This is a genomic window from Shewanella sediminis HAW-EB3, from assembly GCF_000018025.1.
GTDB classification, from domain to species: domain Bacteria; phylum Pseudomonadota; class Gammaproteobacteria; order Enterobacterales; family Shewanellaceae; genus Shewanella; species Shewanella sediminis.
On the sequence record NC_009831.1, the window covers coordinates 1,678,132 to 1,703,071 of the forward strand.

22 protein-coding genes are annotated in these 24,940 nt (G+C 46.5%); 13 read left to right on the forward strand and 9 right to left on the reverse strand.

Features of this window, described 5'->3' with window-relative positions:
• Nucleotides 1–44: 44 nt before the first annotated feature.
• Complete coding sequence (gene aceA, locus SSED_RS07330; RefSeq protein WP_012141762.1) at nt 45–1,370, forward strand: isocitrate lyase; 1,326 nt, start codon at nt 45–47, stop codon at nt 1,368–1,370.
• A gap of 379 nt (nt 1,371–1,749) precedes the next feature.
• The gene (locus tag SSED_RS07335) at nt 1,750–3,231 is read left to right on the forward strand and encodes an HDOD domain-containing protein (RefSeq protein ID WP_012141763.1); all 1,482 of its coding nucleotides are present in this window, start codon (nt 1,750–1,752) and stop codon (nt 3,229–3,231) included.
• Nucleotides 3,232–3,294: 63 nt separating this feature from the next.
• Here the strand turns inward: SSED_RS07335 and SSED_RS07340 are convergent, their stop codons facing one another.
• The 6 genes from SSED_RS07340 to SSED_RS07365 form a co-directional block, all read right to left on the reverse strand.
• Complete coding sequence (locus SSED_RS07340) at nt 3,295–3,828, reverse strand: nuclear transport factor 2 family protein (RefSeq protein WP_012141764.1); 534 nt, start codon at nt 3,826–3,828, stop codon at nt 3,295–3,297.
• 66 nt (nt 3,829–3,894) lie between these two features.
• Complete coding sequence (locus SSED_RS07345) at nt 3,895–4,719, reverse strand: M90 family metallopeptidase (protein ID WP_012141765.1); 825 nt, start codon at nt 4,717–4,719, stop codon at nt 3,895–3,897.
• A 107-nt stretch (nt 4,720–4,826) separates the two neighbouring features.
• A complete protein-coding gene (locus SSED_RS07350) occupies nt 4,827–6,572 on the reverse strand; it encodes a diguanylate cyclase (RefSeq protein WP_012141766.1) in 1,746 nt (581 codons plus the stop codon).
• Complete coding sequence (locus SSED_RS07355) at nt 6,569–8,005, reverse strand: extracellular solute-binding protein (RefSeq protein ID WP_012141767.1); 1,437 nt, start codon at nt 8,003–8,005, stop codon at nt 6,569–6,571. The genes SSED_RS07350 and SSED_RS07355 overlap by 4 nt, the downstream gene beginning before the upstream one ends.
• 303 nt (nt 8,006–8,308) lie before the next feature.
• The gene (locus tag SSED_RS07360; protein WP_012141768.1) at nt 8,309–8,758 is read right to left on the reverse strand and encodes a hypothetical protein; all 450 of its coding nucleotides are present in this window, start codon (nt 8,756–8,758) and stop codon (nt 8,309–8,311) included.
• Nucleotides 8,718–9,461: an AAA family ATPase gene (locus SSED_RS07365; RefSeq protein WP_012141769.1), complete on the reverse strand. Its 744-nt coding sequence runs from the start codon at nt 9,459–9,461 to the stop codon at nt 8,718–8,720. The genes SSED_RS07360 and SSED_RS07365 overlap by 41 nt, the downstream gene beginning before the upstream one ends.
• 611 nt (nt 9,462–10,072) lie before the next feature.
• On the opposite strand from SSED_RS07365, the gene SSED_RS07370 reads away from it, so the two are divergent.
• The 3 genes from SSED_RS07370 to SSED_RS07380 all read left to right on the forward strand — a co-directional run bounded on the left by SSED_RS07370 (nt 10,073) and on the right by SSED_RS07380 (nt 11,432).
• Complete coding sequence (locus tag SSED_RS07370) at nt 10,073–10,297, forward strand: DUF3820 family protein (RefSeq protein WP_012141770.1); 225 nt, start codon at nt 10,073–10,075, stop codon at nt 10,295–10,297.
• A 144-nt stretch (nt 10,298–10,441) separates the two neighbouring features.
• Nucleotides 10,442–10,744, forward strand: a complete 303-nt coding sequence (locus SSED_RS07375) for a hypothetical protein (RefSeq protein WP_012141771.1) — start codon at nt 10,442–10,444, stop codon at nt 10,742–10,744.
• 142 nt (nt 10,745–10,886) lie between these two features.
• Nucleotides 10,887–11,432: a GNAT family N-acetyltransferase gene (locus tag SSED_RS07380; RefSeq protein ID WP_012141772.1), complete on the forward strand. Its 546-nt coding sequence runs from the start codon at nt 10,887–10,889 to the stop codon at nt 11,430–11,432.
• A 75-nt stretch (nt 11,433–11,507) separates the two neighbouring features.
• Here SSED_RS07380 and SSED_RS07385 read toward each other — a convergent pair whose 3' ends face one another.
• The 3 genes from SSED_RS07385 to SSED_RS07395 all read right to left on the reverse strand — a co-directional run bounded on the left by SSED_RS07385 (nt 11,508) and on the right by SSED_RS07395 (nt 15,438).
• Complete coding sequence (locus SSED_RS07385; protein ID WP_012141773.1) at nt 11,508–11,957, reverse strand: DoxX family protein; 450 nt, start codon at nt 11,955–11,957, stop codon at nt 11,508–11,510.
• 365 nt (nt 11,958–12,322) lie between these two features.
• On the reverse strand, nt 12,323–14,068 hold the full coding sequence (locus tag SSED_RS07390; RefSeq protein WP_012141774.1) for a bifunctional metallophosphatase/5'-nucleotidase: 1,746 nt from the start codon (nt 14,066–14,068) through the stop codon (nt 12,323–12,325).
• A gap of 287 nt (nt 14,069–14,355) precedes the next feature.
• Nucleotides 14,356–15,438 carry a CNNM domain-containing protein gene (locus SSED_RS07395; RefSeq protein ID WP_012141775.1) on the reverse strand — a complete coding sequence of 361 codons (1,083 nt, stop codon included), beginning with the start codon at nt 15,436–15,438 and terminating at the stop codon, nt 14,356–14,358.
• A 158-nt stretch (nt 15,439–15,596) separates the two neighbouring features.
• Between SSED_RS07395 and rlmN the strand changes: the two genes are divergently transcribed.
• From rlmN to der, 8 genes are all read left to right on the forward strand, one after another.
• Nucleotides 15,597–16,718 carry a dual-specificity RNA methyltransferase RlmN gene (rlmN, locus tag SSED_RS07400; RefSeq protein ID WP_012141776.1) on the forward strand — a complete coding sequence of 374 codons (1,122 nt, stop codon included), beginning with the start codon at nt 15,597–15,599 and terminating at the stop codon, nt 16,716–16,718.
• Nucleotides 16,719–16,751: 33 nt separating this feature from the next.
• Entirely contained in the window at nt 16,752–17,540 is a 789-nt protein-coding gene (gene pilW / locus SSED_RS07405) for a type IV pilus biogenesis/stability protein PilW (protein ID WP_012141777.1), read from the forward strand.
• Complete coding sequence (locus SSED_RS07410; protein WP_012141778.1) at nt 17,540–18,472, forward strand: RodZ domain-containing protein; 933 nt, start codon at nt 17,540–17,542, stop codon at nt 18,470–18,472. The genes pilW and SSED_RS07410 overlap by 1 nt, the downstream gene beginning before the upstream one ends.
• 103 nt (nt 18,473–18,575) lie before the next feature.
• Nucleotides 18,576–19,691 (forward strand): flavodoxin-dependent (E)-4-hydroxy-3-methylbut-2-enyl-diphosphate synthase, encoded by a 1,116-nt coding sequence (gene ispG, locus SSED_RS07415; protein WP_012141779.1) that lies wholly within the window; start codon nt 18,576–18,578, stop codon nt 19,689–19,691.
• Nucleotides 19,692–19,850: 159 nt separating this feature from the next.
• The gene (gene hisS, locus SSED_RS07420; protein ID WP_012141780.1) at nt 19,851–21,125 is read left to right on the forward strand and encodes a histidine--tRNA ligase; all 1,275 of its coding nucleotides are present in this window, start codon (nt 19,851–19,853) and stop codon (nt 21,123–21,125) included.
• Between the two features lie 13 nt (nt 21,126–21,138).
• Nucleotides 21,139–21,759 (forward strand): YfgM family protein, encoded by a 621-nt coding sequence (locus SSED_RS07425; protein WP_012141781.1) that lies wholly within the window; start codon nt 21,139–21,141, stop codon nt 21,757–21,759.
• 11 nt (nt 21,760–21,770) lie between these two features.
• A complete protein-coding gene (gene bamB, locus SSED_RS07430) occupies nt 21,771–22,958 on the forward strand; it encodes an outer membrane protein assembly factor BamB (protein ID WP_012141782.1) in 1,188 nt (395 codons plus the stop codon).
• 104 nt (nt 22,959–23,062) lie between these two features.
• Nucleotides 23,063–24,529: a ribosome biogenesis GTPase Der gene (gene der / locus SSED_RS07435; protein ID WP_012141783.1), complete on the forward strand. Its 1,467-nt coding sequence runs from the start codon at nt 23,063–23,065 to the stop codon at nt 24,527–24,529.
• The last annotated feature ends 411 nt before the right edge of the window (nt 24,530–24,940 follow it).

Sequence of the window (24,940 nt, forward strand, 5' to 3'; positions counted from 1 at the left end):
GATGTTAATGAGACGATACCATTGGCGAGTGAATGGAGATGATTATGAATAAGGCATCGATACCTGTTTCACGGCAGGAGCAGATTCAAGCCATTGAGAAGGATTGGAGTGAGAACTCTCGTTGGAAAGGGGTCACCCGTCCCTATACGGCCGAGGATGTGGTGGCCCTGCGAGGCTCAATGGTCCCGGAGAATACGTTGGCGAAACGTGGCGCCGCCAGATTATGGGAACTGGTTAACGGAGGCGCTAAGAAAGGCTACGTTAATTCACTCGGCACCTTAAGCGGTGGTCAGGCGGTTCAGCAGGCGAAGGCGGGGATAGAGGCGATATACCTGTCGGGTTGGCAGGTTGCGGCCGATGCGAATTTGGCCGGGGCTATGTACCCCGATCAGTCACTCTATCCGTCTAACTCGGTACCGGCGGTGCTAAATAATATCAATAGTGCGTTTCGCCGTGCAGATCAGATCCAGTGGAGCAATGGACTCAACCCTGGGGATGAAGGTTACAGAGACTATTTCTTACCCATAGTTGCCGATGCTGAAGCTGGCTTCGGTGGAGTACTCAATTCGTTCGAGTTGATGAAGAGTATGATCGATGCCGGTGCTGCCGGGGTACATTTTGAAGACCAACTCGCATCGGTGAAAAAATGTGGCCACATGGGGGGCAAGGTGCTCGTTCCGACGAAAGAGGCGATCCAAAAACTGGTGAGTGCGAGGCTGGCAGCGGATGTGTGTGGGGTGGAGACCTTAGTCATAGCCCGCACCGATGCCAACGGAGCCGATCTGCTGACCTCAGATTGTGATCCCTATGACAGTGATTTCATCACGGGAGATAAATGTGAGGAGGGGTTCTACCGTGTAAAAGCCGGAATTGAGCAGGCCATATCCCGTGGTTTGGCTTACGCCCCTTTTGCCGATCTTATCTGGTGTGAAACAGAGACGCCCTGTCTCGATGAGGCCAGAAAGTTTGCCGATGCCATTCACGAGCACTTTCCGGATCAACTGTTGGCTTACAACTGCTCCCCCTCATTTAACTGGAAGAAAAATTTGGATGACGAGACCATCTCGCATTTTCAGAGAGAGCTGTCGCAGATGGGGTATAAGTATCAATTTATCACCTTAGCGGGCATTCACAGCATGTGGTACAACATGTTCGATCTGGCCTATGACTGTGCTCGGGGAGAGGGGGTTAAACACTATGTCGAAAAGGTGCAGGAGGCGGAATTTGCGGCGGCAAGGAAAGGCTATACCTTCGTGGCACACCAGCAAGAGGTGGGCACAGGCTACTTCGACCGGGTAACGAATGTGATCCAGGGCGGTCACTCCTCGGTGACGGCATTAACCGGCTCGACCGAAGAGAAACAGTTTTAAGGTCTATTTTTTTCAATCAGTTTCAATCAGTTTCAATTTGCTGCCTTGCAGCCGTTGTCCCCCATGCCGTACCCCTACATGCGGCATGGGTTTTTCCTTTCGCTTCTTTCCCATATGACATAATCAAGTTTGCTTGTGTTTGCTACTCCCTTGGGGCGCTTCTTGTTGCGATTATGTTCCTCTTTTGGGTTGGAGTGGTAACTTTTTTAATGTCATAATGTAGCCAAGCGGATGTACTGCCTGGGCAGGCCATTTCAATTGATATTCTTAACTTTTTAATAAGGTTAAACGCAAACTTTTGTATTCAGTGCCTATACTTAGGGTCAATTAGAGCACATTTAGCTTGCTTGCAAGCACTACCTATGAGCAGAGATAAAAATTGAAGCTTTCCAATAACCAATCTAATACCAAATCGAAGGGAGTCGATTATTGGACCAAACGCATCAGCGATCAGGAGATGCCGGCATTGTGCTCTACGGTAAAGACCTTAGAGAAGCTGGCAAAAGATGATGTCTCATCCCTAAGTATATTAGGGAAGAGTGTGATGCATGATAATGCCTTAACCTCCCGAATTTTGCGGGTGGCGAACAGTGCAACCTATAGCAAAGGCGTCAGCCATGTGACCACTGTGAGTCGTGCATCTGTCGTCTTAGGCTTCGATACCATACGTAATATCTGTATTACAGCAAAGCTACTCAGTAGCCTGCTGGAGTCTGAAGGCTTGACTCCGGGGGTGTATCAGAGGCTTATCAAGCTGATGGCGAGAGCGTTTCAGGCTGCCATGTTAGCTAAGATGATGCTGCGAGATCACGACGAGGAGCTACAAGAGGAGGTCTTTATCGCCTCGCTACTCTACCATCTGGGGGAGAGTGCATTTTGGAGCACCGGTTGCGAAGAGGCGGTGGATCTCGATGCCTCTATGGCAGACTGTGAGGACCCTATACAGGAGAAGGCGATGATCCGTGAGGTTTTAGGCACCTCGTTTAATACCCTGTCCTTAGGTATTGCAAGAAACTGGGGCTTAGGTGATGTGTTATTAAAGTCCCTCAGCAACCCCAACCAGAGAACGCCAGAGATCCGCAGTATCTATCTGGCCAATCAGATCAGTGAGCTCTTAGCACAAGAGCCCCTTCCGGCAGAACTACTACAGCAGAGGCTTAAACAGACTGCCGACATGCTGGACATTAAGGTCGATGAACTCAAAGGACGGATGATACGGTGCAGTAATGCGACAAAAAAGTTAGCCGAAGCCTATGGAGCTAAGGTATTAGTCGAGCACCTACCTAATCCTAAGCATTTAACCAAAGATCTCAATGCTAAAGTCGATGCCCCCGTTATTCGTATGCCTGATATGAATGAACAATTGAAAAAACTCAGAGAACTCACTAATTGCGCTATGGTGAAAGCCGATTTTAACCAGGTGATCACGACGACCTTAGAGGGGATTCTTACCGGGGTTGGCGTCGATCGCTGTGGCGTCTTACTGCTTTCGCCCAACCGCAAGCGTTTGCAACCGCGTGTCGTACTGGGAGATGGTGCGGAGCAGATGAAAAATGAGTTTATCATCACACTCGAACAGCCCCAGTGTCTGTTTTGTGACTGCATTGAGCTGAAACAGCCCATGTTTGTGGATGAGCCCAGTTCGCCCAAGTGGCGTCTGTATATGGATGATGATTTGAAAAATAAAACCTCATCCACAGGCTTTATGATATCGCCCTTACTGGTCGAGCAGAAGGTTATCGGTATTATCTATGCCGACAGAGACAGCACAGACCGCAAACTCGACCAGTCGGAATTCGATAACTTCACTCATTTCTCTCAACTGGCTAATGTCTGCTTATCGGCAGCGATGGGACACTAATTAATATTTCGGACACTAACTAATAGCTATGCCAGATCCCAGGCCTTGGGATCTGGCTCTCCTTTATCTCTTCGCAGCTTTAATTCTTCCGGTGATCTCTTTCGCTATCTCATTGGGAATGGGGAAGCTGAGATGATACTGGGCAATTTTCCAGCCATCGCGTGTTAAGAGCAGGGTGCCGGTTCCGCGGCAGAGGCCATATGAAGCGCTGTTCAGTAGTTCATCGAATACCAGCACCTTATCACCATTTAGTGTCGTAAGAGGGACCAGGGTTCTCCCCTGAACTGTATATTCCCACCCATCGGTCGGGCGAGCATATCCTTCAAATTCAGACATGGTCCAATGTTCTGTCGCATCGGTGCCGATAAAGATGGCACCGGGCATGTAGAGGGAGAAGTATCTGTCCCAGTTTGCCTCGGTGGCCGATTGATGCAGCTTGTCGAGCAGTGCTTCGGCTTGACTCCATGGCTTATCTGTTCCGGCGCTGACCGATGTCGCTGTGACCAAAAATATTGCTGTTGTAAGCAGTTTCAGAAGCGAAGAGCGCCATTGAATGAGGAGGGAGGTGCTAGGTATTGTGTTATATGAAGCGGTCATCGGAGTTCCTTTATCTCTTTTTATGTTTTTCTATTTCTTTTTATTTCTTTCTAGTTCTTTTTCGGTTTATTGCCAGTTAATCGGATCCAGGTTGAAGAATACACTCAGCTCTTTGTAGAGACTCTTATGCTGCAGGTAAAACTCCTCGGGACGTTCGAAGAAGACCTCTGTTATCACCGCAAAAAATTCGGCCGGGCTGGTAGCACCATAATAACTGAAAATTGATGGTGTGTTTTGCTGAGCATCGAGTCGTAATGTTTCGTACTCCTCGCTAAGCACCTCAGACCAGGTCGAGTAATCACTCACTCTACTCAACAGTGGTGCACCATTGGCGTCGCCCGCTTCTTGATCGAGCTGATGAGCAAATTCATGGAGTACGACATTACTGCCATCTCCCGGGCTGGCCGCATCGGCCTGAGTGGTTTGCCATGAGAGTATCACTTTTCCCTGTTGCCATGACTCACCGGAAAGAATGCGTTGCCGTTCTGAGATGACGCCGCCATCTCTCTGCTCCTTGTTATTGACGATAAATATTGAGGGGTAAACTAATATCTGTTTGAGGTTAGGGTAGAAGTCGGTGTGACGATTTAATAACAGCAGGCAGGCTTGTGCCGCTATCGTTACGCGGATCTCATCGTCTATCTCTATACCGTCACAGCCGACGAACTGTTTTTCATTGATGAATACCTGAATAAGTTGCTTGAGCTGTAGTTGAAGATCGGTAGGGAGTGTGCGGAAATAGGGCATTCGTCTCTTAAGGATATCCCTCCATCGCTTTGGAAATGCGTGCTTGATTATCTGCTTTCGTTGCCGCTCGACCCGCCATGAGTGCGAGGCTATCCAGCTTATCGCCGCGATACCTATAATACTGACTAATATAATGCCTAACATATCAATTAATTACTCTCTTCAAAATTTCAGTATTCTGTTTATTTTGCTCTCCTGATAGATATTGGGTTGAGTTGTGTATAATTCAATCGCTGCTTGTTTTTATCTCTCTATGACATCTCTGTGAAGTTTAACCCGGTGCCGGTCTCTCTTACACAATTTTTACCAGCCTGCTTGGCTTCATACAGGGCTTGATCTGCCTGAATAATGATTGACTCGGTTGTCGTGTCGTTATTTGGGACTGTAGTACAGACTCCAATGCTAACAGTGATATGTTGTCGATGAACTGAATCTTCATGGGGGATCTGCAGATGAAATATTTTTTTTCTCATCAGTTCGGCGATCTCTTTTGCCAAGGTAGCATCTGTGTATGGCAGGAATACGATAAACTCTTCGCCTCCGTATCGTGCAAATATCTTGTTCTGCAATTCAGGCATCGCCTTCATTGAGGCCGATATCTGTTTTAGACATTGGTCTCCGCTAACGTGTCCATATCGGTCGTTGAATTGCTTGAAGTTATCGACATCGAAAAGAATAATAGATAGAGGGTGCGGCGTATTGTGTGCTGACTGTAACGCTTGATCGAGCCGTAGATCGAAGTAACGACGGTTAAATGCACCGGTTAACCCATCAATCTCAGAAATGGCTTTTACCTGAGCGGCATAGCTTTTCAGGGTTTCTAAGGAGCTGACCATCTGTTGCAATTCAAGATTATTGGTCTTTGGAAGTGGTGTATCGGTTTTCTCACTGGCGATGGCTTGCATCGCGTTGCTGGTGGCGATGACAGGTTGAATAATCCCTTTTGAGATGAAGTGCCAATTGGTTAGCCAGATAAAAAAGGTGTAGAGCACGCCTGCGATAAAAATTAAGATGACGAACGAATTACTGTCGCTCTTTAATTCCGCCCCCGCCGAATGAACTTGCTTGTTTGCCTCTTCAACCAGCTCACTGGAAAATCGAGCTATATCTTGTGCTGAACTTGCTTGAATTTCGAGGTAAGTACCCGCTATACGTTTGCTATTGAGAGCTTCACGACTAAATGCGAAGATATTGGCGTCACCTACCAAGTTAGGCTCCATCTGTGAGAGCCAGTCACTCTGTATCTCCTTAGCCACGATAGAGTCCATAGATTGTTTTTTTAAGGCAAGGAAGTGACGCATAGATTCTCTTTGTAACAGGTTTAGCTCTGCGTTATCCGAACTCTTGTTCACGGCTGCGACTAACCTGAAAAGTTCCTCTCCTTGATGCAAAAACTGCGCGAGTTGTCTGTGTTCATCCAGTACACGCTTTAATTCATTAAACGCTTGTGTGGCGAGTAAGGTGTTGGCGTATTGGTCCAGAATACCTAGCTGTTTCTGAACGCTGCGGGCGAACCCTTTTTGGATCAGCTCCATATTCAGGTGAAGGTGACTGGCCTGGATCTGCGCGGCAATGGCTGTCTCGGTGAGTTGCTCCAGTAAGGGTTGTTGCTCTGCGGCCTTCTTAATATCGGATGAGAGCTGGTTTAGTTTTTTGATCCTCTCATTGCTGCTTGCCATACTGGTTAAATTTTCGAGTCCGCTTTCCAATGTCTGCCACTGTTGCTGCAAGTCTGACAGGAGCTGAATTCGTTGCTCCTCGGAGTCAATTTTCGACAATTTGACACTGATGACCTGTAGCTTTTGACTATCTTTGGACAGTTCGAGAGCGTAAACAATTTCATTAATATGATGGTTTATCATCATATCGACTCTTTTTTGCAGATCGATAGAGAGGCAAATTGAGACTAAGCCTATCGCCAATGTAAGAAATACGACGATATAAAAAAGCAGTCTTATTTTTTTCTTCAGACTTCTTAATGGTTTGATTGATTTCATTTCGCTACCACTGGCACTTCACCATGACGATTCTGAAGCTGGATTATGGTCTGATTGAGCCGATTAATCTCCGCATCGATATCAGTTTGAGGCTTGGATAATGCGTAACTGGTCTTGGTTAGTTCAGGATAAATATTTCCCATTGCGGTACTGGTGAAGTGCCCCAGTTTGAGTACATCATCTGACCATTTTGTATTGGCCTCATGGCTGGCCATGAATGCCCCCCCGATATGACGTAATTCAGTCTTTTGAAATTCGGCAGCGGTGGTGACATCGATTCGACATGGGTTTCCACCGCCTGATGCATAGGCAAATTGCGCCTCGAAAGATCCCATGTATTTGAGTAACCAGTAGGCGGCCTGTGGGTTGACACTGTCGTAGGCGACAGCGAACGCGTAAGCGCCATTGTAGGGCTTGCCTCCCGGGACCTGAGCGACGGCTAACTTTGCGCCGGGCTGATTCGATTCGACTTGAAAAGAGGCGTGCCAAAGGTTGTTATAGGCAAATGGCCACATGGCGACATCGCCGTTAGCCATAGCGCCAGCCGCCTCTTCGAATGCGAATTGCTTATCTGCAGGGTAGGCGTATTGCATTAACTTCCGGTAAATATGCGTAGTCTGTTTCAGCTTCTCATTATCAGACGGGAGTTCAAATAGCTTAAGCGTCGAACCGTTACCGTAGTCGGGTTTCATCCAGTAGCCATCCAGGCTCCAGAGGATAGATGAAAATTCATCATTGATATGAGGTCGGTTTCCTGACATCAGTGTAAGGCCATAGAATGGCTTTTCGAGTACCTTACCCGCCAATTTCTCTCCGGTTTTTCTGGTAAAAAACGCACTCACATCCTGGAGCTGTTGCAGGTTTTCCGGCGGTGCTAACGGATACCCATATTGGGCGCTGAATTCTATCCTCTCTTTCTGATGTTGAAACAGATCGGCGCGATAGTGATTCCCCATTACATAGTTATTGTAGGGGATGGCATGGATCTCGGAGTGATAAGAGAGAATGTTGAGCAGGGAAGGGTAGTAAGGTTCCAGATAATTTTTCATCGCTCGTTCACCATTGGGATCATAGAGTTTTGCCAATTCGTCCAAAGGGACGGTAAACCCATTTGCGGCCCACTCTTTAGCCCAGCCGGCTTCCATGGTTAGCAGGTCAAACTTTCCGCTCCCTTTGACTAAAGAGTTTGTTTGCAGGGTAAACATCTCATCCAGAGATGTGGTGATGACATTAACTGTGATACCTGTGTGAGCCGTGTATTTAGGGAGTAGCTTCTCTTTGAGGTGCTCTGTCCAGAAACCGGATTCGGCAACGAGGGTTATGGCTTGTTTATTCTCTATCTCGGGGATCTGGTCGAGTGAAAACTGAGCCTGGCACAGTGAGAACTGAAAGCTAAATGCGTAGATGATTATTTTGGCAACAGTTCTTAACACGTTATATTACTCCAGTATCCACACGGAATGCTTAATAGTAATACTATTGTGTTACTTATTTGTACATGATTTATTGTACTTTGAATGTAAATGGTACTTTTTGCTGAGATTAAGGCGATAGTTACCTGGCATAAGCCAGATAAGTAAAAAATACTGGCAGCTCGGAAAGTACTCTTTGGGAAAAGTCTGCTGCCAGCGAAGGTTGGGAAAAACGGGTAAAAGGTTAATTGAATTAATCAGATCTTTAGTGAATAACTTATCTTCTCAATCGATGTCGCCATTGCGAAGTTCGGTGCAATAGCGCTAGTCCACAATAATGGATCTCTCCTTCTCTCTTCGTTCATCATCACTGAGTGAGAAATGGTGTTCGATAAGAAATCGAATGAGTTTTGACTTTGCTACATCACAACCGCTAGCCAGTTCAGCTAAATGCGATATTGCCGACTCACTCAATGTAAATGTCGATTTTCTAAAAGGCTCACTACCTCTGAGTACCTTTTTCACCTGCTTAGGTTCGCTACGGCTAATGGCGTTGCTCAACGGCTGTGATTCCGGGACGCTAAAGTGTGACGCCAGCTCAATGACATCGGCCATAGCTTTATCAGATATAGATTTATCACTCGACGAGAAACCGGCTGCATAGATTGTCGCATCGTCAATAAACTCATCGAGCGACATCTGCAGCTTTCCTGTTCTCGCGCTGGAGCCCGAATCAGACTGCGTAGAGTTTTTCTTGAGATCGGCCAGACCCATAGTCACCTCTCATTTTGTTTATCTTTGTTGTCGCTAAGCGGTTTCTTATCTCTGTTGCGTTTTGCGCCTCTAACATTTCACAGGCTATTCCACGCATCTCTGCCGCCGCTTTCCCAGTCGGTTCAATCTCGATGACTGAGAGGCCGGACTCTTCACTATCATCATAGATATTACGGCTATAGGTGATGGCATCTAAGACATTGATGTCGTAGGTTCGACATACATCTTTCGCTTCAAAAATTCGATTTGCTTGATTAGGCAGGCTCGGGCATTGGGTGATAACGAATGATGCGCGCATCTTGGGGTTGATCATCATGCAAGTCGCGACAATATCGTCCATATGGCTGACGGTTTTAAGATCACGGCGTTTAGGGCGCAAAGGCATCAGTACATGTGAGGCTACTGACATGGTTGCCCGCAGAGCCAGGTTATCCTGGCCACCGCAATCTACTATGACAAAATCGTAGTGTTGCTCGAGACTCAATAGGTCGTTACGTATCTTACCGTAAAGTTGAACACAGTTGATGCTGGCAAGTTCAGGGTTGTTATTCCTTGCTTGAATCCAATCCGATGTCGTTCGTTGAGGATCGCAGTCAACCATGATGATTGAAGCACTACATTCGGCAGTTAAAAATACTGCGATGTTTTGAGCTAAACAGCTTTTACCACTGCCGCCTTTTTCGCCCCCGACTAATATGATCATTTCCTATCCCCTTTCACGCTAATTACTGTCTAACTTTTATCAAGTGCTTGCCTGTCTGTACTATAGATATGCTATCTACTTTTATATTAAACCAGGCCGTATGCCGGCCATCTATCTTATGGTGTACACCAAGCGTTAAATTAAATTTAGTGATTTATTAAATCGGTGTCAATTACCTGATTTTTGACGGTTTTTTGTTTTTTGTCTGACGACAGATATTTGACTAAATGACATTTTTGGCAAAATTTTGACATTTCAGCTCACACCTTCTTTTTTATACATTTATACACTTGTTATCAGTTGGTTACGGTTGGATTGTTCGTGCTGACGGGGATATCGATGCTTCTGTATTAAATTTTTCTATGTCGGTTCAGAGATCCTGGGCGCTATATATTCTCTAATTAACATATGTTTTCATTCTTTAGATAAAAAGGATATATACGATTCTAGCTTGCCAATGCTTAAAGTTGACCGAATTCGGTGAACACCTCTATTGCGATTTGTTGTTTCTTCGTTATGCTGCACAGTGAAAAGTTGATCTATACCCAAACGACCTCGAAATGCAGAACTCAGCATTTTGAAGTGGCTTGGGTATTATAAGAGAGAGAAGGATGAATCAAGAGCTGTTGTTGGAAGCCATTAACCAAAAGATGCCCTTTGGTAAATATGCCGGGCGAAAATTACTCGAGTTACCTGAGCCGTATCTGGTATGGTTTCACTCTAAAGGCTTTCCCGAAGGCAAGTTGGGTGAGCAACTCGCTCTGATGTATGAGATTAAACTCAATGGGCTGGAGGGGATGTTACAACCCCTACTCAATAAAGTTCAAAAAAGCTGAGTGTGCATCTCAGGTTCTGAGATCTTGATCTAAAAGATGCATATTGGTTTGTTATTTAGTGACTTTTATTAGAGATTTATTAAGTGCTCCGTGTTTAAATGATTTGAATTGTAAAGCCGAGCTTAAAAATAAGAGGAAGTGGCAATGATAGCTAAATTGGTTAAATTGGTTGCTGTAGCAACACTGGCATTAGGGATCTCTAGCGCATGGGCCCAAGGTGTTACGCATGAAGGTACTGTTGTCGACACTATGAATGGCGGTGGATACACCTACGTACAGATTAAAGAGTCAGACAAAACTTTTTGGGCTGCGGGTCCGCAAATTGAAGTGAGCAAAGGCGATACAGTTGTTGTTCAAGAGCAGATGTGGATGAATGACTTCACAAGTAAGACTTTAAACCGTACCTTCGACGAATTGCTATTCGTTGGCCGTATCGATAAGAAGTAGCTCTACCTTTTAGCGATAAATAAATCGTATTAAAAGTGGTGAAATGGTGGCTCGATTATCTCGATAATCGCCACCATTTTCTTTTGCGCGGAACTGCTGCGATAATAGCTATACTCTAGCTACCTCAAGATGTTCGTTAACTATGTCATCAATTCAGATGCTCTCGCACCAGCCACAATTCTCCCTGATCCCATATCGTGCGTGTTATGCCCAATCGGTAAGTCAGATTTTTCATGATGCGATCCGTTATATTGATGATGTGTACTCGATAGAGCAAAAACAAGCCTGGTCACCCAAACCCAGATCGCCCTATCATTGGAACAAACGGTTAACGAGAAGCAAAGCCTGGTTGGTTGTGGATGAGGCTATGATTGAAGGCGGGCACCCTAAGTGTTGTGGTTTTATCAATGTTGAGACGCACTTTAACAATAGAGGCTACATAGACAGCCTATATGTTCACCCTGCTTATCAGCATTGTGGCGTTGGCCATAAACTCTATGAAGCTCTGGAAGAGTGGGCTTTAGAGCAGGATTACCCTGACTTAACTGTCGATGCATCCCTGCTCTCTAAGTGGCTCTTTCTCTCCCATGGCTTCAAAGTGCAACATAAGAGCTATCAGGAAAAGCTAGGCCAGATATTTATGGGTTTTCTTATGAGTAAGGCACTTAAAGAAACTATAAGGTCATAAGGTATCGGGGAGATGTTTTCTCCTCATTTTGTGCTTATAGGAGTGAGCTTTTAAGTCTGGTCGCGGTGGGTTGCACTATCGTTTTAATAGCTGTTTGTTGGCAAGTTGGTCAATGGATAGTCGTCCTGCGCCGGATATCATCAAAGAGAGAGAGGCGGCTAAGAGGGACAGGCCAAACTCATAACCATTATTGGACATGAATAAACCGTTATTGCTATGAACCGGGACGATAGCCACTAGCGTAGTAAACGCCAATATGGCTGCCGTTGGACGAACGGCTAATCCAACGAATATCAGTAAGCCTCCAAGAAACTCACTACTGCCCGCTAAAAGCGCCATAAAGAAACCGGGAGCTAATCCTACAGAGTCCAGCCATTGACCCGTGACATCCGGTCCGTAGCCTCCAAACCAGCTAAATAATTTTTGGGCGCCGTGAGCTATGAAGATTATACCGATAGGCACCCTGAGTGTTAATGGTGCAAGAGTCGGATTAGTCTTGATGAATTTCTGCATGAATAATTCCATGTCTGCATCCTCTTTCGAGTGTAATTTGCTGAAAAACGATTTCAATGGAATAAGCTTACTACTGACTTTTAAGCACGAAAATCGGAATAATTTGAAAGATTAATTCGAAAAAATTGAATGGAATGTCTTCACGCCTTTATCGCTCGATGTTGACCGATGCCGGCGAGATGGTTTTGAATCAGCCCTTGCTATCTAAACACCTGCTTCTTACCCATGTCTTCAAAGTCATCGTTCCCGGCTAAAGCCGGTCTTACGGTAGGAGCGGCTTTAGCCGCGAATCACACAGAATCTAAACCTATGGGTAGTCCTTGCGGTGACAGGCCAAAGGCAGTCATCTTGGCCTTCCACCCCTTCATATTCCGGTACTAGATGTGGCTGATATATTCGATTTGGGGCAAGATATCTTGCTTGAGTGACTGCTCATGGCTCATGAAGCGAATAAAAGCTGAGGGGAGAGTGAGTCCCTCAATCGCTTGCTGCCAGCAGGCTTGGAGCAGTGGATAATATCCCTCTTTTCCCGAAGCTGTGTAGGCCGATGACACACCAAAGTAGTGTTGCTCTCTGTCGACACTCTCCCACACCTCAGGCTCGTCTGCTGCACCGTCACTGCGTAATACTTCGAGTGACAAAATGCGCTGCCCCTGGGGCTTACGGCCGTCATAAAAATACTTTAAACCGTAAGTGTAGGGAAAGCTGCCTGCCCCCGTGCCAGTCACGCTGTTATTGGTTGCAGAGTTAATTGCTGATTCAATTGCCTCATATAGGTGTTGCCCTCTTATCTGATATTTAACCAGGGAGAGCTCGAATGGCAGCAGACGCCCGGCAACATCGGCAACTGTGAGTTCCCCTTTATTAAGAGACTGTCGAACGCCCCCGGCATTGTGAAGGGCAAAATCGACTCTGGGATACATGAGTTTCGCTTCATGATAGATACTCTTACACACCAAAGGGGCTATTTCACTTCCATGTGGAAGGGATTTACTGGGTAACCGGGTATGAACCAGGTTTCGGGGAATAAAGCCCAGCACCTGTTTCTCGAGTGCTTCAATGGCTGGGCGGTATTGAGCGTTGATCACTTGTGTGACCAAAGCATCCTCTTTGTCCCCACGGATCCCTGGATGACTGCTCAGGTAGGCTCTGATCGCATCGTAATCTGAAGGTGTAATGCCGTGCTTAGATTCGAGAATAAACTGATCATCGAGCATGAAGTAGTTATGACCATCGAGTGAGATAACCTGTCCGCTCTCACTGAATTCTATGTCCGCAATACCAATTGTTTCGGCGTGCTTTCCGGCATGTAGAATGGCTGTATTATTGACTCTGACTCCATAGGAAGTCGAGCTTAGACCTAAGGCTTTAAACTCACCTTGCAATGTATGTGTGTGGCCGCCAACGATAAGGCTGATACCGTCAACCTGCTCGGCTAAAATCTTATCCTGATTGAATCCGAGGTGACTAAGGACCAGAATATGGTCTATGCCTTGTGTCTTGAGATGCGCTACTGTATTTCGAGTCGTTTCGATGGCATTGATAAAAATCATGTCGGGATCGGGACGCGCTATCTCGGCCATCTGATCCAAAGTGATCCCAATAATGGCAACTTGCTTATCTTTTAGCGGTTTAATCAGAACTTTTGCTCTGCCGTTGGCATCATCATAATCCAATAGCCGCTTATGTCCTTTGATAGGGGAGGGCTTATCTGACGCTTCCTGGCTCATATCCATATTTCCGGCCAGCAGCGGAAATGATATATCGTTAAGAAACGCTAAGATAGGTGCACTGCCATCATCGACTTCATGGTTGCCCAGCACCATAGCATCGGGTTGTAGCAGATTGAGCAGGTGTGCGTTGGCCACTCCCTTAAAATGGTTAAAATAGAGAGTGCCTTGAAAGCTATCACCGGCATGAAGAAAGAGAAACTCTTGCCCGGCCGATGCCGCTTCCTCTCTTGCCTTTGTTAGCTGATATTGAATTCTTGCGTAGCCGCCACTGTGGCTATAGATGTCATAAGACTTTCCCTGGGTATCGACAGAAAAATGCACCCGACTCGAATCGAAATGGGAGTGTGTGTCGTTGATATGGGCGAGCTTAAGCGTGTATCTGTGGGGCATCTAATGGCAATCCGTATAAAAGTCTGAGCAGGGTTCGAGAGTCAAAGCAGTTATGAATATGGGTATATAATCCCGATTAAACAGTGCTTTGTGGCAATAAAGCTGGTGGAGCGTCAGGCTGGGTCAACTAAGCAGATAAGCTCTTCAATCGGGCGAAGATTATATCGACAGAAAAGTAAAAGGGAAACCTGAGTTTCCCTTTTTTATCGCAACCCTGACATAAGTCCGAATTTACCTATGACATATGTGCAGTGGTTGCAGGCTCAGGTCACCTAGATTATCCGATATTAAGGTTTTGGCGTCTCGATGTAAGATTCAAACTCGCCATCATCGGAGAGGCGGATCCCCTTGTCCTTCATGCGCTTTTCCCATAACTTGTGGGCTAATTGCTGCATGTCGGTGACGGGATCGTTGCTGTCGACGATCTCGAGACCCAAAAGGGATTCGACGATATCTTCCAATGTCACTATCCCTTCGCCGGTACCGTATTCGTTAACCACAATAGCAATCTTGGTATTTCGCTTAATGAGCAGCTGAAACAAAGGCAGAATTTTCGCGGTTTCGGGAACAACGACCAAACTGCGCTTCAATTCACAGATTGGGGCTTGAGGGGTTTTTCGTTCGGCAAGCAAGATATCATTACGGTTGATGTAACCGATGATATCATCGGGGTCTTTATCGTAAATGGGTATACGAGAAAATGGCGTGCCCTTGTGCTTGAGGGCAAACTCCTCCTGTGAAAGCGCTCCCGACAGGCTGAATATCACGGTTCTAGGCGTCATAATGGCACTAACCGGCATCTCTTTGACCGATAGCATCTGAGTCAAAATCAGTGATTCTTGTTCGTCGAGCTCTCCGGATTCATGTCCTATTTTCGCCATCGCACTCATCTCTTGACGAATATACTGACCCTCATCTCCTTTTCCTAAGAGCTGAGTCACCTGTTGTGACATCCAGATTAGCGGCTTAGTGAGGCGCTCCATCCACAAGAGGGCGATTGAAACCGATGGCGCGAGTGAACGCCAATAGTTTGCACCTAATGTCTTAGGAATGATCTCAGAGAAAAACAGGATCAGGAACGTCAGGACACCGGAGAACACACCGAGCATCTCATCACCAAATACCTTAGCGGCTTGAGCGCCCGCCACTGCTGCACCGACGGTGTGGGCAATAGTGTTTAGAGTGAGAATCGATACCAGTGGAGATTCGACATTATCTTTCTGCTTTCCGAGTCTCACGGCCGCTTCAGGATTTGAATGCGCCAAAGTTGCAACATAACTGGGAGTGACAGAGAGAAGGACTGCTTCGAAAACGCTGCAAAGGAAGGATATCCCGATAGCAACGGCTACAATAACGATGAGGGTGATCATTTATGGAATTACATTTACGGACCAATATTAGTCCAAGCCAATTCTACCATTAAGTATGCAGAAATGCTTGCGGCTAGTAAAAATTGCCTGGTGTCTGTATAATTTGCCGCCCCCCGTTGTGGGTATTAGGTCCGTATTTAGTGTTGAGGTTAGTCGAAATGAGTGAAAAGAAGATCAATTTATTGGATCTTGACCGTAAAGGGTTAAGAGCATTATTCACAGAAATGGGTGAAAAGCCTTTCCGTGCCGATCAATTGATGAAGTGGATTTATCATTTTGGCGAGACTGATTTTGATGCGATGAACAATATCAATAAGGTGTTGCGAGCTAAGTTAAGTGCGCGATGTGAAGTGGTAGCGCCTGAAATTTCCAGTTACCAAAAGTCGGCTGATGGTACGATTAAGTTCGCAATCAACGTCGGTCAGGGCCAGGAAGTCGAAACTGTCTATATTCCAGAAGAAGATAGAGCAACTTTGTGTGTCTCTTCTCAGGTGGGTTGTGCACTGGAGTGTACTTTCTGTTCTACGGCGCAGCAGGGTTTTAACCGTAACTTAACCGTTTCCGAAATCATCGGTCAGGTTTGGCGAGTTGCCAATTTTATCGGTTTCCAAAAAGAGACAGGCGAAAGACCTATCACTAACGTAGTGATGATGGGCATGGGTGAGCCGTTGTTAAACTTAGCTAATGTTATACCTGCAATGGATATTATGCTCGACGATTTCGGCTTTAGCCTGTCTAAACGCCGTGTCACGGTATCGACATCGGGTGTCGTTCCTGCCCTCGACAAACTCGGTGATGCGCTCGATGTCGCTTTAGCCGTAAGTATTCACGCACCTAACGATGAACTGCGTGACGTCCTGGTCCCCGTCAATAAGAAATACCCGTTGGAAGAGTTTTTGGCCGGGATCCGTCGCTATATTGCCAAGTCCAATGCTAACCGTGGCCGCGTTACGGTAGAGTATGTGATGTTAGACCATATCAATGACAGTACCGATCAGGCCCATGAACTGGCTAAATTGATGAAAGATACCCCATGTAAGATTAATCTGATCCCATTTAATCCTTATCCGGGCTCTCCATACGGTCGCTCTTCTAATTCACGCATCGATCGTTTCTCTAAAGTTCTGATGGAATATGGGCTTACCGTTATCGTAAGAAAAACCCGTGGAGACGATATTGATGCGGCTTGTGGACAGCTGGCAGGGGATATTCGCGATAGAACCAAGCGTTTAGCGAAAAAACGCATGCAAGATAGTCAGATTTCGGTCACAATAAACTAACTCTTTGTAATATGTAGATAGATAGGCTTGCCAATGAAGCAAGGATTAACCCAAATTACAGCCCTTACCCTGATAGTCATGGGCTTGTTGAGTGGATGTGTATCAGAGCGTACCTATAGCGGCACAGATGTCCCCGTGGCCGAGAAGGAGTTTGATGGCGAGTCTGCTGCAAGACAGAGGGCGCAACTTGGATTAACCTATTTGCAAAAAGGCAACAGTCAGCAGGCTAAATACAACTTAGATAAGGCGGTCGAGTACGCACCTGACCTTGAGGCTGTGCATGTCTCGATGGCCTATTACTATCAGACTGTTGGCGAACTTGAAAATGCTGAGGCATCCTATCGCAAGGCGATAAGAACCAGTGATGCTTCAGGCGATGCTATGAATAACTTTGGCGTTTTCTTGTGTCAGCAAGAGAAATATAAGCAGTCAGAGGAGATGTTCCTTAAAGCTGTGAGAATGCCTAAATATACTCGTTCAGCCTCGAGTTATGAGAACTTAGGCATCTGCAGCCGTAAAGCGGGTCAGTTAGATAAAGCGAAGAGATACTTTGCCACGGCCTTGAAGTACGATCCGCGTAGGCAGGTGACTTTAATTGAATTAACAGAGATTGACGTTGAAACTGGCGATTATCTCAATGCAAGGGCTCAATTAGTACGTTATCATCGAGTTGTTGCTGAGTCCGCGGAGAGTTTGACGTTGGGAATAAAAATTGAGCAAGGCTTAAATGATCTAGATGCAGCCAGAAAATTTGGCATTTTGCTTCTGGCAAAGTTTCCGGCATCCATAGAGGCTAAGCTGTATCGAGCAAGTATGCACTGATGACTAAAAAAGAAATCGATATGCTCAAGGATGAAGCTGAGACTCATGTAGAAACGGATACTTCTGAACAAGAGGATTCGCTCGGATCACTATTAAAAGCTGCCCGTGAAAAACAGGGCGCGAGTGTTGCCGATATCGCAGGGCAACTGCACCTACGCCCTTGTATCGTTGAAGATATTGAGGCGGACAACTTCGGTGAAATAGCCTCGGCGACCTATGTTAAGGGCTATGTAAAAAATTACGCTCGTATCGTTCAGGCCGATAAGAAAGCCATTCAAGCTTGCCTGGACAGGCAGTTACCTAAGGCTTCAGCGCCCGAGATGCAGAGCTTTTCCCGTAAAACGACACGTCAGGCCCGCGATGGCCGTTTGATGTTTGTGACCTATTTGATTGCCTTTATCTTATTGGCTCTGCTGGTGCTTTGGTGGGTACAAAAGTCTGACACCCTGTCCGATATCGATCTTTCAAAACCAACCGTTGAAGAGATGGCCGATTCTCAACTGACACAAGTCGAGGTTGCGTCGACGCTTGTCGAAGAGGGCGACCCCCTAACCGGTTTGCAAACAGACACTCATACTGCCACCGCTACAAAGACCCCGAGCGATAGAGAGAGCGAGAAAGGCGAACAAGCCGATGCCGTTGAGATGGAGAGTGTACCGACCAGCGTAGAAAAGGCGGTAACAAGACTGTCATCATTGAGTTTCGACCTAAATGGCGACTGTTGGATAAACGTCAAAGACGCGAAGGGTGATACCTTAATTAATGATCTTAAGACTGCCGGCAGCCAGCTCAATGTTTCCGGAGTCGAACCATTTAAAATTACTCTGGGGGCCCCTCAGGCTGTAAGTATCAAATTAAATGGTGAGAAGGTAAGCCTGAGTGACTTTCCTAACGGGCGGGTGGCAAGGTTAACCTTGCCCATGGCGCAATAAGCACTCAGTTAAGCTTTGCGAAGAACAAGATTCTGTTGATGCTGTTTGTAGCCCTGTGGTTACCTGACAACTCAATGAAATAGACATATATAGAGTAAATAAGATGTACAGCGAAAATCCAATCAAAAGACGAGCTTCAACCCGTATCTATGTAGGCGACGTGCCTATTGGAGACGGTGCCCCTATTGCGGTTCAGTCGATGACCAATACTCTCACGACAGATGTCGATGCAACTGTTGCACAAATCCGAGCATTAGAAAATGTGGGCGCGGATATTGTTCGGGTTTCAGTACCGACCATGGATGCCGCCGAAGCGTTTAAGTTGATTAAGCAGCAGTCGAACATCCCTTTGATTGCAGACATTCACTTCGATTACCGCATCGCGCTTAAAGTTGCTGAATATGGCGTTGACTGCCTGCGTATCAACCCCGGTAATATTGGTAATGAAGAGCGGATCAGAAGCGTCGTCGAATGTGCCCGTGATAAAAATATTCCCATTCGGATCGGTATCAATGGCGGTTCATTAGAAAAAGATCTGATGGATAAGTACAAAGAACCCACTCCCGAAGCCCTGCTCGAGTCGGCCATGCGTCATGTCGACATTCTGGATAGGTTGAACTTCGATCAGTTTAAGGTCAGTGTGAAGGCATCGGACGTGTTCCTCGCGGTTGAAGCATATCGCCTGCTTGCTAAACAGATTGTACAGCCTCTGCATCTTGGGATCACCGAGGCGGGTGGCGCTCGCTCCGGCTCAGTTAAGTCAGCCGTGGGTCTGGGGATGCTATTAGCCGAAGGTATCGGCGATACCCTGCGTGTCTCTCTGGCGGCCGATCCAGTTGAAGAGATCAAGGTTGGCTTCGATATATTGAAATCACTGAGAATTCGTTCTCGCGGCATCAATTTTATCGCCTGTCCATCGTGTTCTCGCCAAGAATTTGATGTGATTAGTACGGTCAATGAGCTCGAACGCCGTTTAGAAGATATCGTGACACCAATGGATGTTTCTATTATCGGTTGCGTCGTGAACGGTCCCGGTGAGGCATTAGTCTCTGATATCGGACTTACCGGTGGCGCTCGTAAGAGTGGCTATTTTGATGACGGCGTCAGACAGAAAGAGCGTTTCGATAATGATAATATTGTCGACTCTCTTGAGGCTAAGATCAGAGCCAAGGCATCAATAATCAATGGGCGTATTCCTGCTCAAGATATAAATAAGTAATTAACACACACATATGAGACGGTTGGCTAAATGCCGGCACGGTACTCTATTGTGCCTGTTAACTGAGTTTAAACTCATTTTTACGTTTAGTAATGAAGCGCCAGGGGATATACTGCGGGGCGCTTTTAATTTTATAGCAATTTCGGACGAGTCTTTATCGTGGCAAAACAGATCCAAGCGATTCGCGGAATGAATGACATTCTGCCTACCCAAAGCCCTCTATGGCAAAAACTAGAAACCGTACTGAGAGAAACTGTCAGTGCTTACGGCTATAGTGAAATCCGTACTCCAATCGTAGAGAGTACAGACCTTTTTAAACGTTCAATCGGTGAAGTTACTGATATCGTTGAAAAAGAGATGTATACCTTCGATGACAGAAACGGTGACAGCTTAACACTCCGCCCCGAAGGTACTGCTTCGACGGTACGTGCGGGTAACGAGCATGGCTTGTTATATAACCAAGAGCAGCGTCTTTGGTACATGGGTCCCATGTTTAGACATGAACGTCCACAAAAGGGTCGTTACCGTCAATTTAATCAGTTCGGTGTTGAAGTCTATGGCATAGGTAGTGCAGACGTCGATGCTGAAGTCTTGATGTTGTCGCACCGCCTATGGGAAAAGTTAGGCATAACCGAGCATGTGACCTTAGAGTTGAACACACTAGGCGACCCGGCTGAGCGTGCGGCCTATCGTGACGCGCTTATCGCTTATCTTGAGCAGTTTAAAGAACAGCTCGATGAAGAAAGTCAGCGCCGTATGTATACCAACCCACTGCGCGTTCTCGATACTAAAAATCCTGATGTACAGGCCCTGTTAACCGATGCGCCTGAGCTGATGGAGTATCTTGGTGAAGAGACCCGTGCACATTTTTCACATTTATGTGAACTCTTAGACGCCGTTGGTATCAAATACGTGATTAATCCACGTTTGGTTCGTGGTTTAGATTACTATAATCGCACCGTTTTCGAGTGGGTGACATCGAGCCTGGGCGCTCAAGGTACTGTACTGGCAGGCGGACGTTACGATGGCCTGGTTGAGCAATTGGGAGGTAAGAATACTCCTGCCGTTGGTTTCGCCATGGGACTCGAGCGTATCGTGTTGATGCTTGAAACACTCGAATTAACCAAAGACATCCCTGCTACTGTCGATGTTTATGTCACTGCTATGGGCGATGCGAGTAAGATTGAAGCGATTAAGATTGCCCAGTCACTGAGAAGTGAACTGCCTCATCTGAGGGTGATGAGTCATTGTGGTGGTGGAAACTTCAAGAAGCAGATGAAACGTGCAGATAAGAGTGGTGCGCAAGTGGCCTTAGTGATTGGTGAAGATGAACTTGCCAATAATCAGGTTGCCGTTAAATATCTGCGTGAGAAAAAAGAACAAGAATTAGTTGCCCGCGATGCTTTGGCAACTTATATTGCAGAACTGATTTAGAGAGGAAGAATACGTGGAAATTTATAGCACAGAAGAACAACAAGTAGATGCTATCAAACAGTTCTGGAAAGATTATGGCACATCCATAGTCGTAGGTGCTGTGGTCGGTCTTGGCGGTTTATTCGGTTGGAACTATTACTCAGAATACAAGGTGGCAAAAGCCGAGTCGGCTTCTGAAGCATTTCAGGCCATGAGTGGCAGTGCAACTTCAGATGCCGCTATGCTGAGTGCGGCTGAAAACTTCGCTAAAGATCATAGCCAGAAAGGTTATCAATCACTGTTATCACTTATCGTTGCGAAAGCGGCGGTTGAGTCTGGCGATCTGGACAAGGCTGAAGCGGCGCTGAAAAGCGTGATCGGATCGGCACCCGATGCCAGTTTAGTTATGGTCGCGACGATGCGTTTAGCTCGTGTTCAAGCCGAACAGGGGCAGGTCGCGACAGCGATCACGACTCTTGAGCAAGTTTCAGACCCTGCATTTATCGCTCAAAAAGAAGAACTTAAAGGTGATTTCCTGGTTCGTAAAGGTGAAGCCGAGCTAGCCAAAGCCGCTTATCAAGCTGCAGTAGATAATGGTGGGGCGACATCAAGCCCTGCTTTACAGATGAAGCTAGATAATTTAAATAAGGCATAAGGAAACGGCCCATGAAGTCTTGGTGCAAAACATTGCTCGCATGTGGATTGAGCTTGGGGCTGTTATCGGCCTGTTCGTCCAGTGATGTAGAAGAAGAGCCGATTAGTCCTTTGCCTGAGATTGAGGCAAGTGTCTTTCCTGAGGTGAGTTGGAGTGCCTCTGTAGGTAATGGTGTGGGGGATTATTACTCGCGTCTTCGACCTGCCGTGCGTTACGACAAGTTATATGTCGCCGATAGATATGGTGAAGTCACCGCATTCGATGAGAAAACCGGTGAAAAAGTTTGGAGCCAGGATTTCAGTTCAGTATTTAAGGACAACATTCTTGCTAAGAACAAGGGGGCTAAATTAGCCTCCGGCGTTACGGCAGCCCGTAATAAGGTGTTTATCGGTGGAGAGAGTGGCATATTAGGTGCGCTCGATGCTGAAACGGGTGAGACTCTCTGGTCAGTTATCGCAGGTGGTGAGCTATTGTCGGCGCCATCCGTCGGTGAAGACCTTGTGGTCGTCAACACCAGCTCGGGAACACTCGAAGCCTTTAATGTCGATGATGGTGAGAAACAGTGGGCTTACGAGTCTAAGCTACCGAATTTAACCTTGCGCGGTACCGGTTCAGCGAGTTATGAGTCTGGCGGTTTCTTTGTTGGCACGGCAGACGGCAAGATCGCGGTTGTCATCAAAAACAATGGTCAGGCGGCTTGGGAACAAGCGATATATACGCCTAAGGGGGGTAATGAGTTTACCCGTATGGCCGATATCGATATGAAGCCATTGATCATAGGTGAAAACCTCTATGCCGTTAGTTTCAACGGTAACTTGGTCTCTATGGAAGTGAGAACCGGACGCGTTGTATGGACTCGTAAATACTCGAGCTTCCATGAACTTGCAGACTCTGGCGTGAGCTTATTCCTCGTCGATGACCATAGCCGTATATACTCAGTCGATAGACGTAGTGGTTTAGAAAGCTGGAGCAATACCGAGTTAACTAACCGCAACTTAACATCGGCTGCGGTATTTAAAGATTATATTGTTGTCGGAGACTTCGAAGGTTACCTACACTTTATCAATAAGAGTACCGGCGCCTTGGTGGGTCGCATTCAGATCGATGGTTCAGGTTTATTTAGCCAGCCACTGGTCGAAGGTGATAACATCTATGTTCAGACTCGAGATGGTAAAGTTGCCAGAATAACGCTTCCGTAAGCTTTAGCTGAATAGATTTTTAGCCCCTGGAAGTTTGTTCCGGGGGCTTTTTAGTTATATAAAAACATTATTTTTGAAAAAAATTGTAGATTAGAGGCAAAAAAATGATTCCAGTTGTGGCCCTTGTTGGCCGACCTAATGTGGGTAAGTCGACCCTTTTTAATCGTCTGACTCGCACTAGAGATGCGTTGGTGGCCGACTTTCCTGGGCTGACTCGGGATCGTAAATATGGTCGCGCTTTCCTCTCTGGTTATGAGTTCATCGTTGTTGATACCGGTGGTATCGATGGCACCGAAGAGGGTATTGAAACCCATATGGCAGAGCAATCGCTCGCAGCGATTGAAGAAGCCGATGTGGTGTTATTCCTGACCGATGCCAGAGCCGGTTTAACGGCAGCAGATCAGGCTATATGTGAACACCTGCGCCGCCGGGAAAAGACCACCTTTGTGGTTGCTAATAAGGTCGACGGTATAGATGCCGACTCGGCTTGTGCCGAATTTTGGGCATTAGGTCTGGGTGAAGTGTATCAGATGGCTGCAGCGCAAGGGCGCGGTGTGACCAACATGATAGAGTACGCGCTAGCTCCTTACGCCGAAGCGCTTGGTCTTAATCGCGATGGCGATGAAGATGAAGATGAAGAGGAGAGAGAGTACAGCGAAGAGGAAGCGGAAGCCGAGCAGAAACGTCTTCAGGACCTGCCTATCAAGATGGCCATTATTGGTAAGCCGAATGTGGGTAAGTCTACGCTAACTAACCGTATTCTTGGTGAAGAGCGTGTGGTTGTTTATGACTCTCCGGGTACCACTCGAGACAGTATCTATATCCCCATGGAGCGAGATGGCCGTGAGTATGTGATGATTGATACCGCAGGTGTTCGTCGTCGCAGTAAGGTGCATGAGACCGTTGAGAAGTTTTCGGTGATTAAAACACTGAAAGCCGTTGAAGATTGTAACGTCGTGCTATTGATCATCGATGCCCGAGAAGGGATCGCGGAGCAAGACTTGGGCCTATTAGGCTTTGCGCTTAATGCCGGTCGAGCACTGGTGATTGCCGTCAACAAGTGGGATGGTATCGATCAGGACATCAAGGATAGAGTGAAGAGCGAACTCGACCGTCGTTTGGGCTTCATCGACTTTGCCCGCATTCACTTTATCTCGGCGCTTCATGGTACCGGTGTAGGACACCTTTTTGAATCTGTGCAGGAAGCTTATGACAGTGCTACACGTCGTGTGAGTACCTCTATGCTGACTCGTATCATGCAGATGGCGCAAGACGATCATCAGCCTCCATTGGTTAACGGACGTCGCGTTAAGCTTAAGTACGCTCACGCAGGTGGTTACAACCCACCTATTGTGGTTGTACACGGTAATCAGGTTAAGAAGTTACCGGATTCTTATAAGCGCTTCATGATGAACTACTATCGTCGTTCATTGAAGGTCATGGGTACGCCTATTCAGATCCGATTCCAGGATAGCGCTAACCCATTCGAAGGCATGAACACCAAGAAGCTGACGGTAAGTCAGGAGCGTCGCCGTAAGCGTATGATGACGCATATTAAAGATAAGAAGTAGGGTTAAGGTTTTAGAACCTTGAGTCTAGTTCATAGAAGGCCAGTTAATTAAATTTAACTGGCCTTTTTGTTACCTTCGAATGAAGGTTAACGACATTTTTGGTTTGGTAAATTTGACTCTGGGCAGTGTTGTTGAGGTCGAACCTTCATTTCTATCTATCGCTTCCAGCGAGGTATGTGAAGCCATCCGTGGCCGCTTAACGAAAACGTCCCTGTTTTCGATACCCACAGCCGCATATATGAACCCATCCTGTTTGCAATAAAGTTGTTTCTTCGGTTTGAGCTTTATTGACGGACATTGCTAACAAGAAAATGCCCAAAATCCATTTAGAGTTTTGACTCATAGGTAAATCGTGCGAACGAGTTTGCCATACTATTCTGGCTCTTCTCCGTTTACATGAGCTTAATAAAA

What these genes read in the sequence shown, in the direction of transcription:
- SSED_RS07350 (WP_012141766.1), bottom strand. Translation starts at nt 6,572, where the DNA reads ATGAAATCAATCAAACCATTAAGAAGTCTGAAGAAAAAAATAAGACTG.
- rlmN (WP_012141776.1), top strand. Translation starts at nt 15,597, where the DNA reads ATGAGTGAAAAGAAGATCAATTTATTGGATCTTGACCGTAAAGGGTTA.
- SSED_RS07370 (WP_012141770.1), top strand. Translation starts at nt 10,073, where the DNA reads ATGAATCAAGAGCTGTTGTTGGAAGCCATTAACCAAAAGATGCCCTTT.
- SSED_RS07395 (WP_012141775.1), bottom strand. Translation starts at nt 15,438, where the DNA reads ATGATCACCCTCATCGTTATTGTAGCCGTTGCTATCGGGATATCCTTC.
- SSED_RS07390 (WP_012141774.1), bottom strand. Translation starts at nt 14,068, where the DNA reads ATGCCCCACAGATACACGCTTAAGCTCGCCCATATCAACGACACACAC.
- SSED_RS07360 (WP_012141768.1), bottom strand. Translation starts at nt 8,758, where the DNA reads ATGGGTCTGGCCGATCTCAAGAAAAACTCTACGCAGTCTGATTCGGGC.
- SSED_RS07410 (WP_012141778.1), top strand. Translation starts at nt 17,540, where the DNA reads ATGACTAAAAAAGAAATCGATATGCTCAAGGATGAAGCTGAGACTCAT.
- aceA (WP_012141762.1), top strand. Translation starts at nt 45, where the DNA reads ATGAATAAGGCATCGATACCTGTTTCACGGCAGGAGCAGATTCAAGCC.
- der (WP_012141783.1), top strand. Translation starts at nt 23,063, where the DNA reads ATGATTCCAGTTGTGGCCCTTGTTGGCCGACCTAATGTGGGTAAGTCG.
- SSED_RS07365 (WP_012141769.1), bottom strand. Translation starts at nt 9,461, where the DNA reads ATGATCATATTAGTCGGGGGCGAAAAAGGCGGCAGTGGTAAAAGCTGT.
- ispG (WP_012141779.1), top strand. Translation starts at nt 18,576, where the DNA reads ATGTACAGCGAAAATCCAATCAAAAGACGAGCTTCAACCCGTATCTAT.
- SSED_RS07340 (WP_012141764.1), bottom strand. Translation starts at nt 3,828, where the DNA reads ATGACCGCTTCATATAACACAATACCTAGCACCTCCCTCCTCATTCAA.
- pilW (WP_012141777.1), top strand. Translation starts at nt 16,752, where the DNA reads ATGAAGCAAGGATTAACCCAAATTACAGCCCTTACCCTGATAGTCATG.
- SSED_RS07345 (WP_012141765.1), bottom strand. Translation starts at nt 4,719, where the DNA reads ATGTTAGGCATTATATTAGTCAGTATTATAGGTATCGCGGCGATAAGC.
- SSED_RS07380 (WP_012141772.1), top strand. Translation starts at nt 10,887, where the DNA reads ATGTCATCAATTCAGATGCTCTCGCACCAGCCACAATTCTCCCTGATC.
- bamB (WP_012141782.1), top strand. Translation starts at nt 21,771, where the DNA reads ATGAAGTCTTGGTGCAAAACATTGCTCGCATGTGGATTGAGCTTGGGG.
- SSED_RS07375 (WP_012141771.1), top strand. Translation starts at nt 10,442, where the DNA reads ATGATAGCTAAATTGGTTAAATTGGTTGCTGTAGCAACACTGGCATTA.
- SSED_RS07385 (WP_012141773.1), bottom strand. Translation starts at nt 11,957, where the DNA reads ATGGAATTATTCATGCAGAAATTCATCAAGACTAATCCGACTCTTGCA.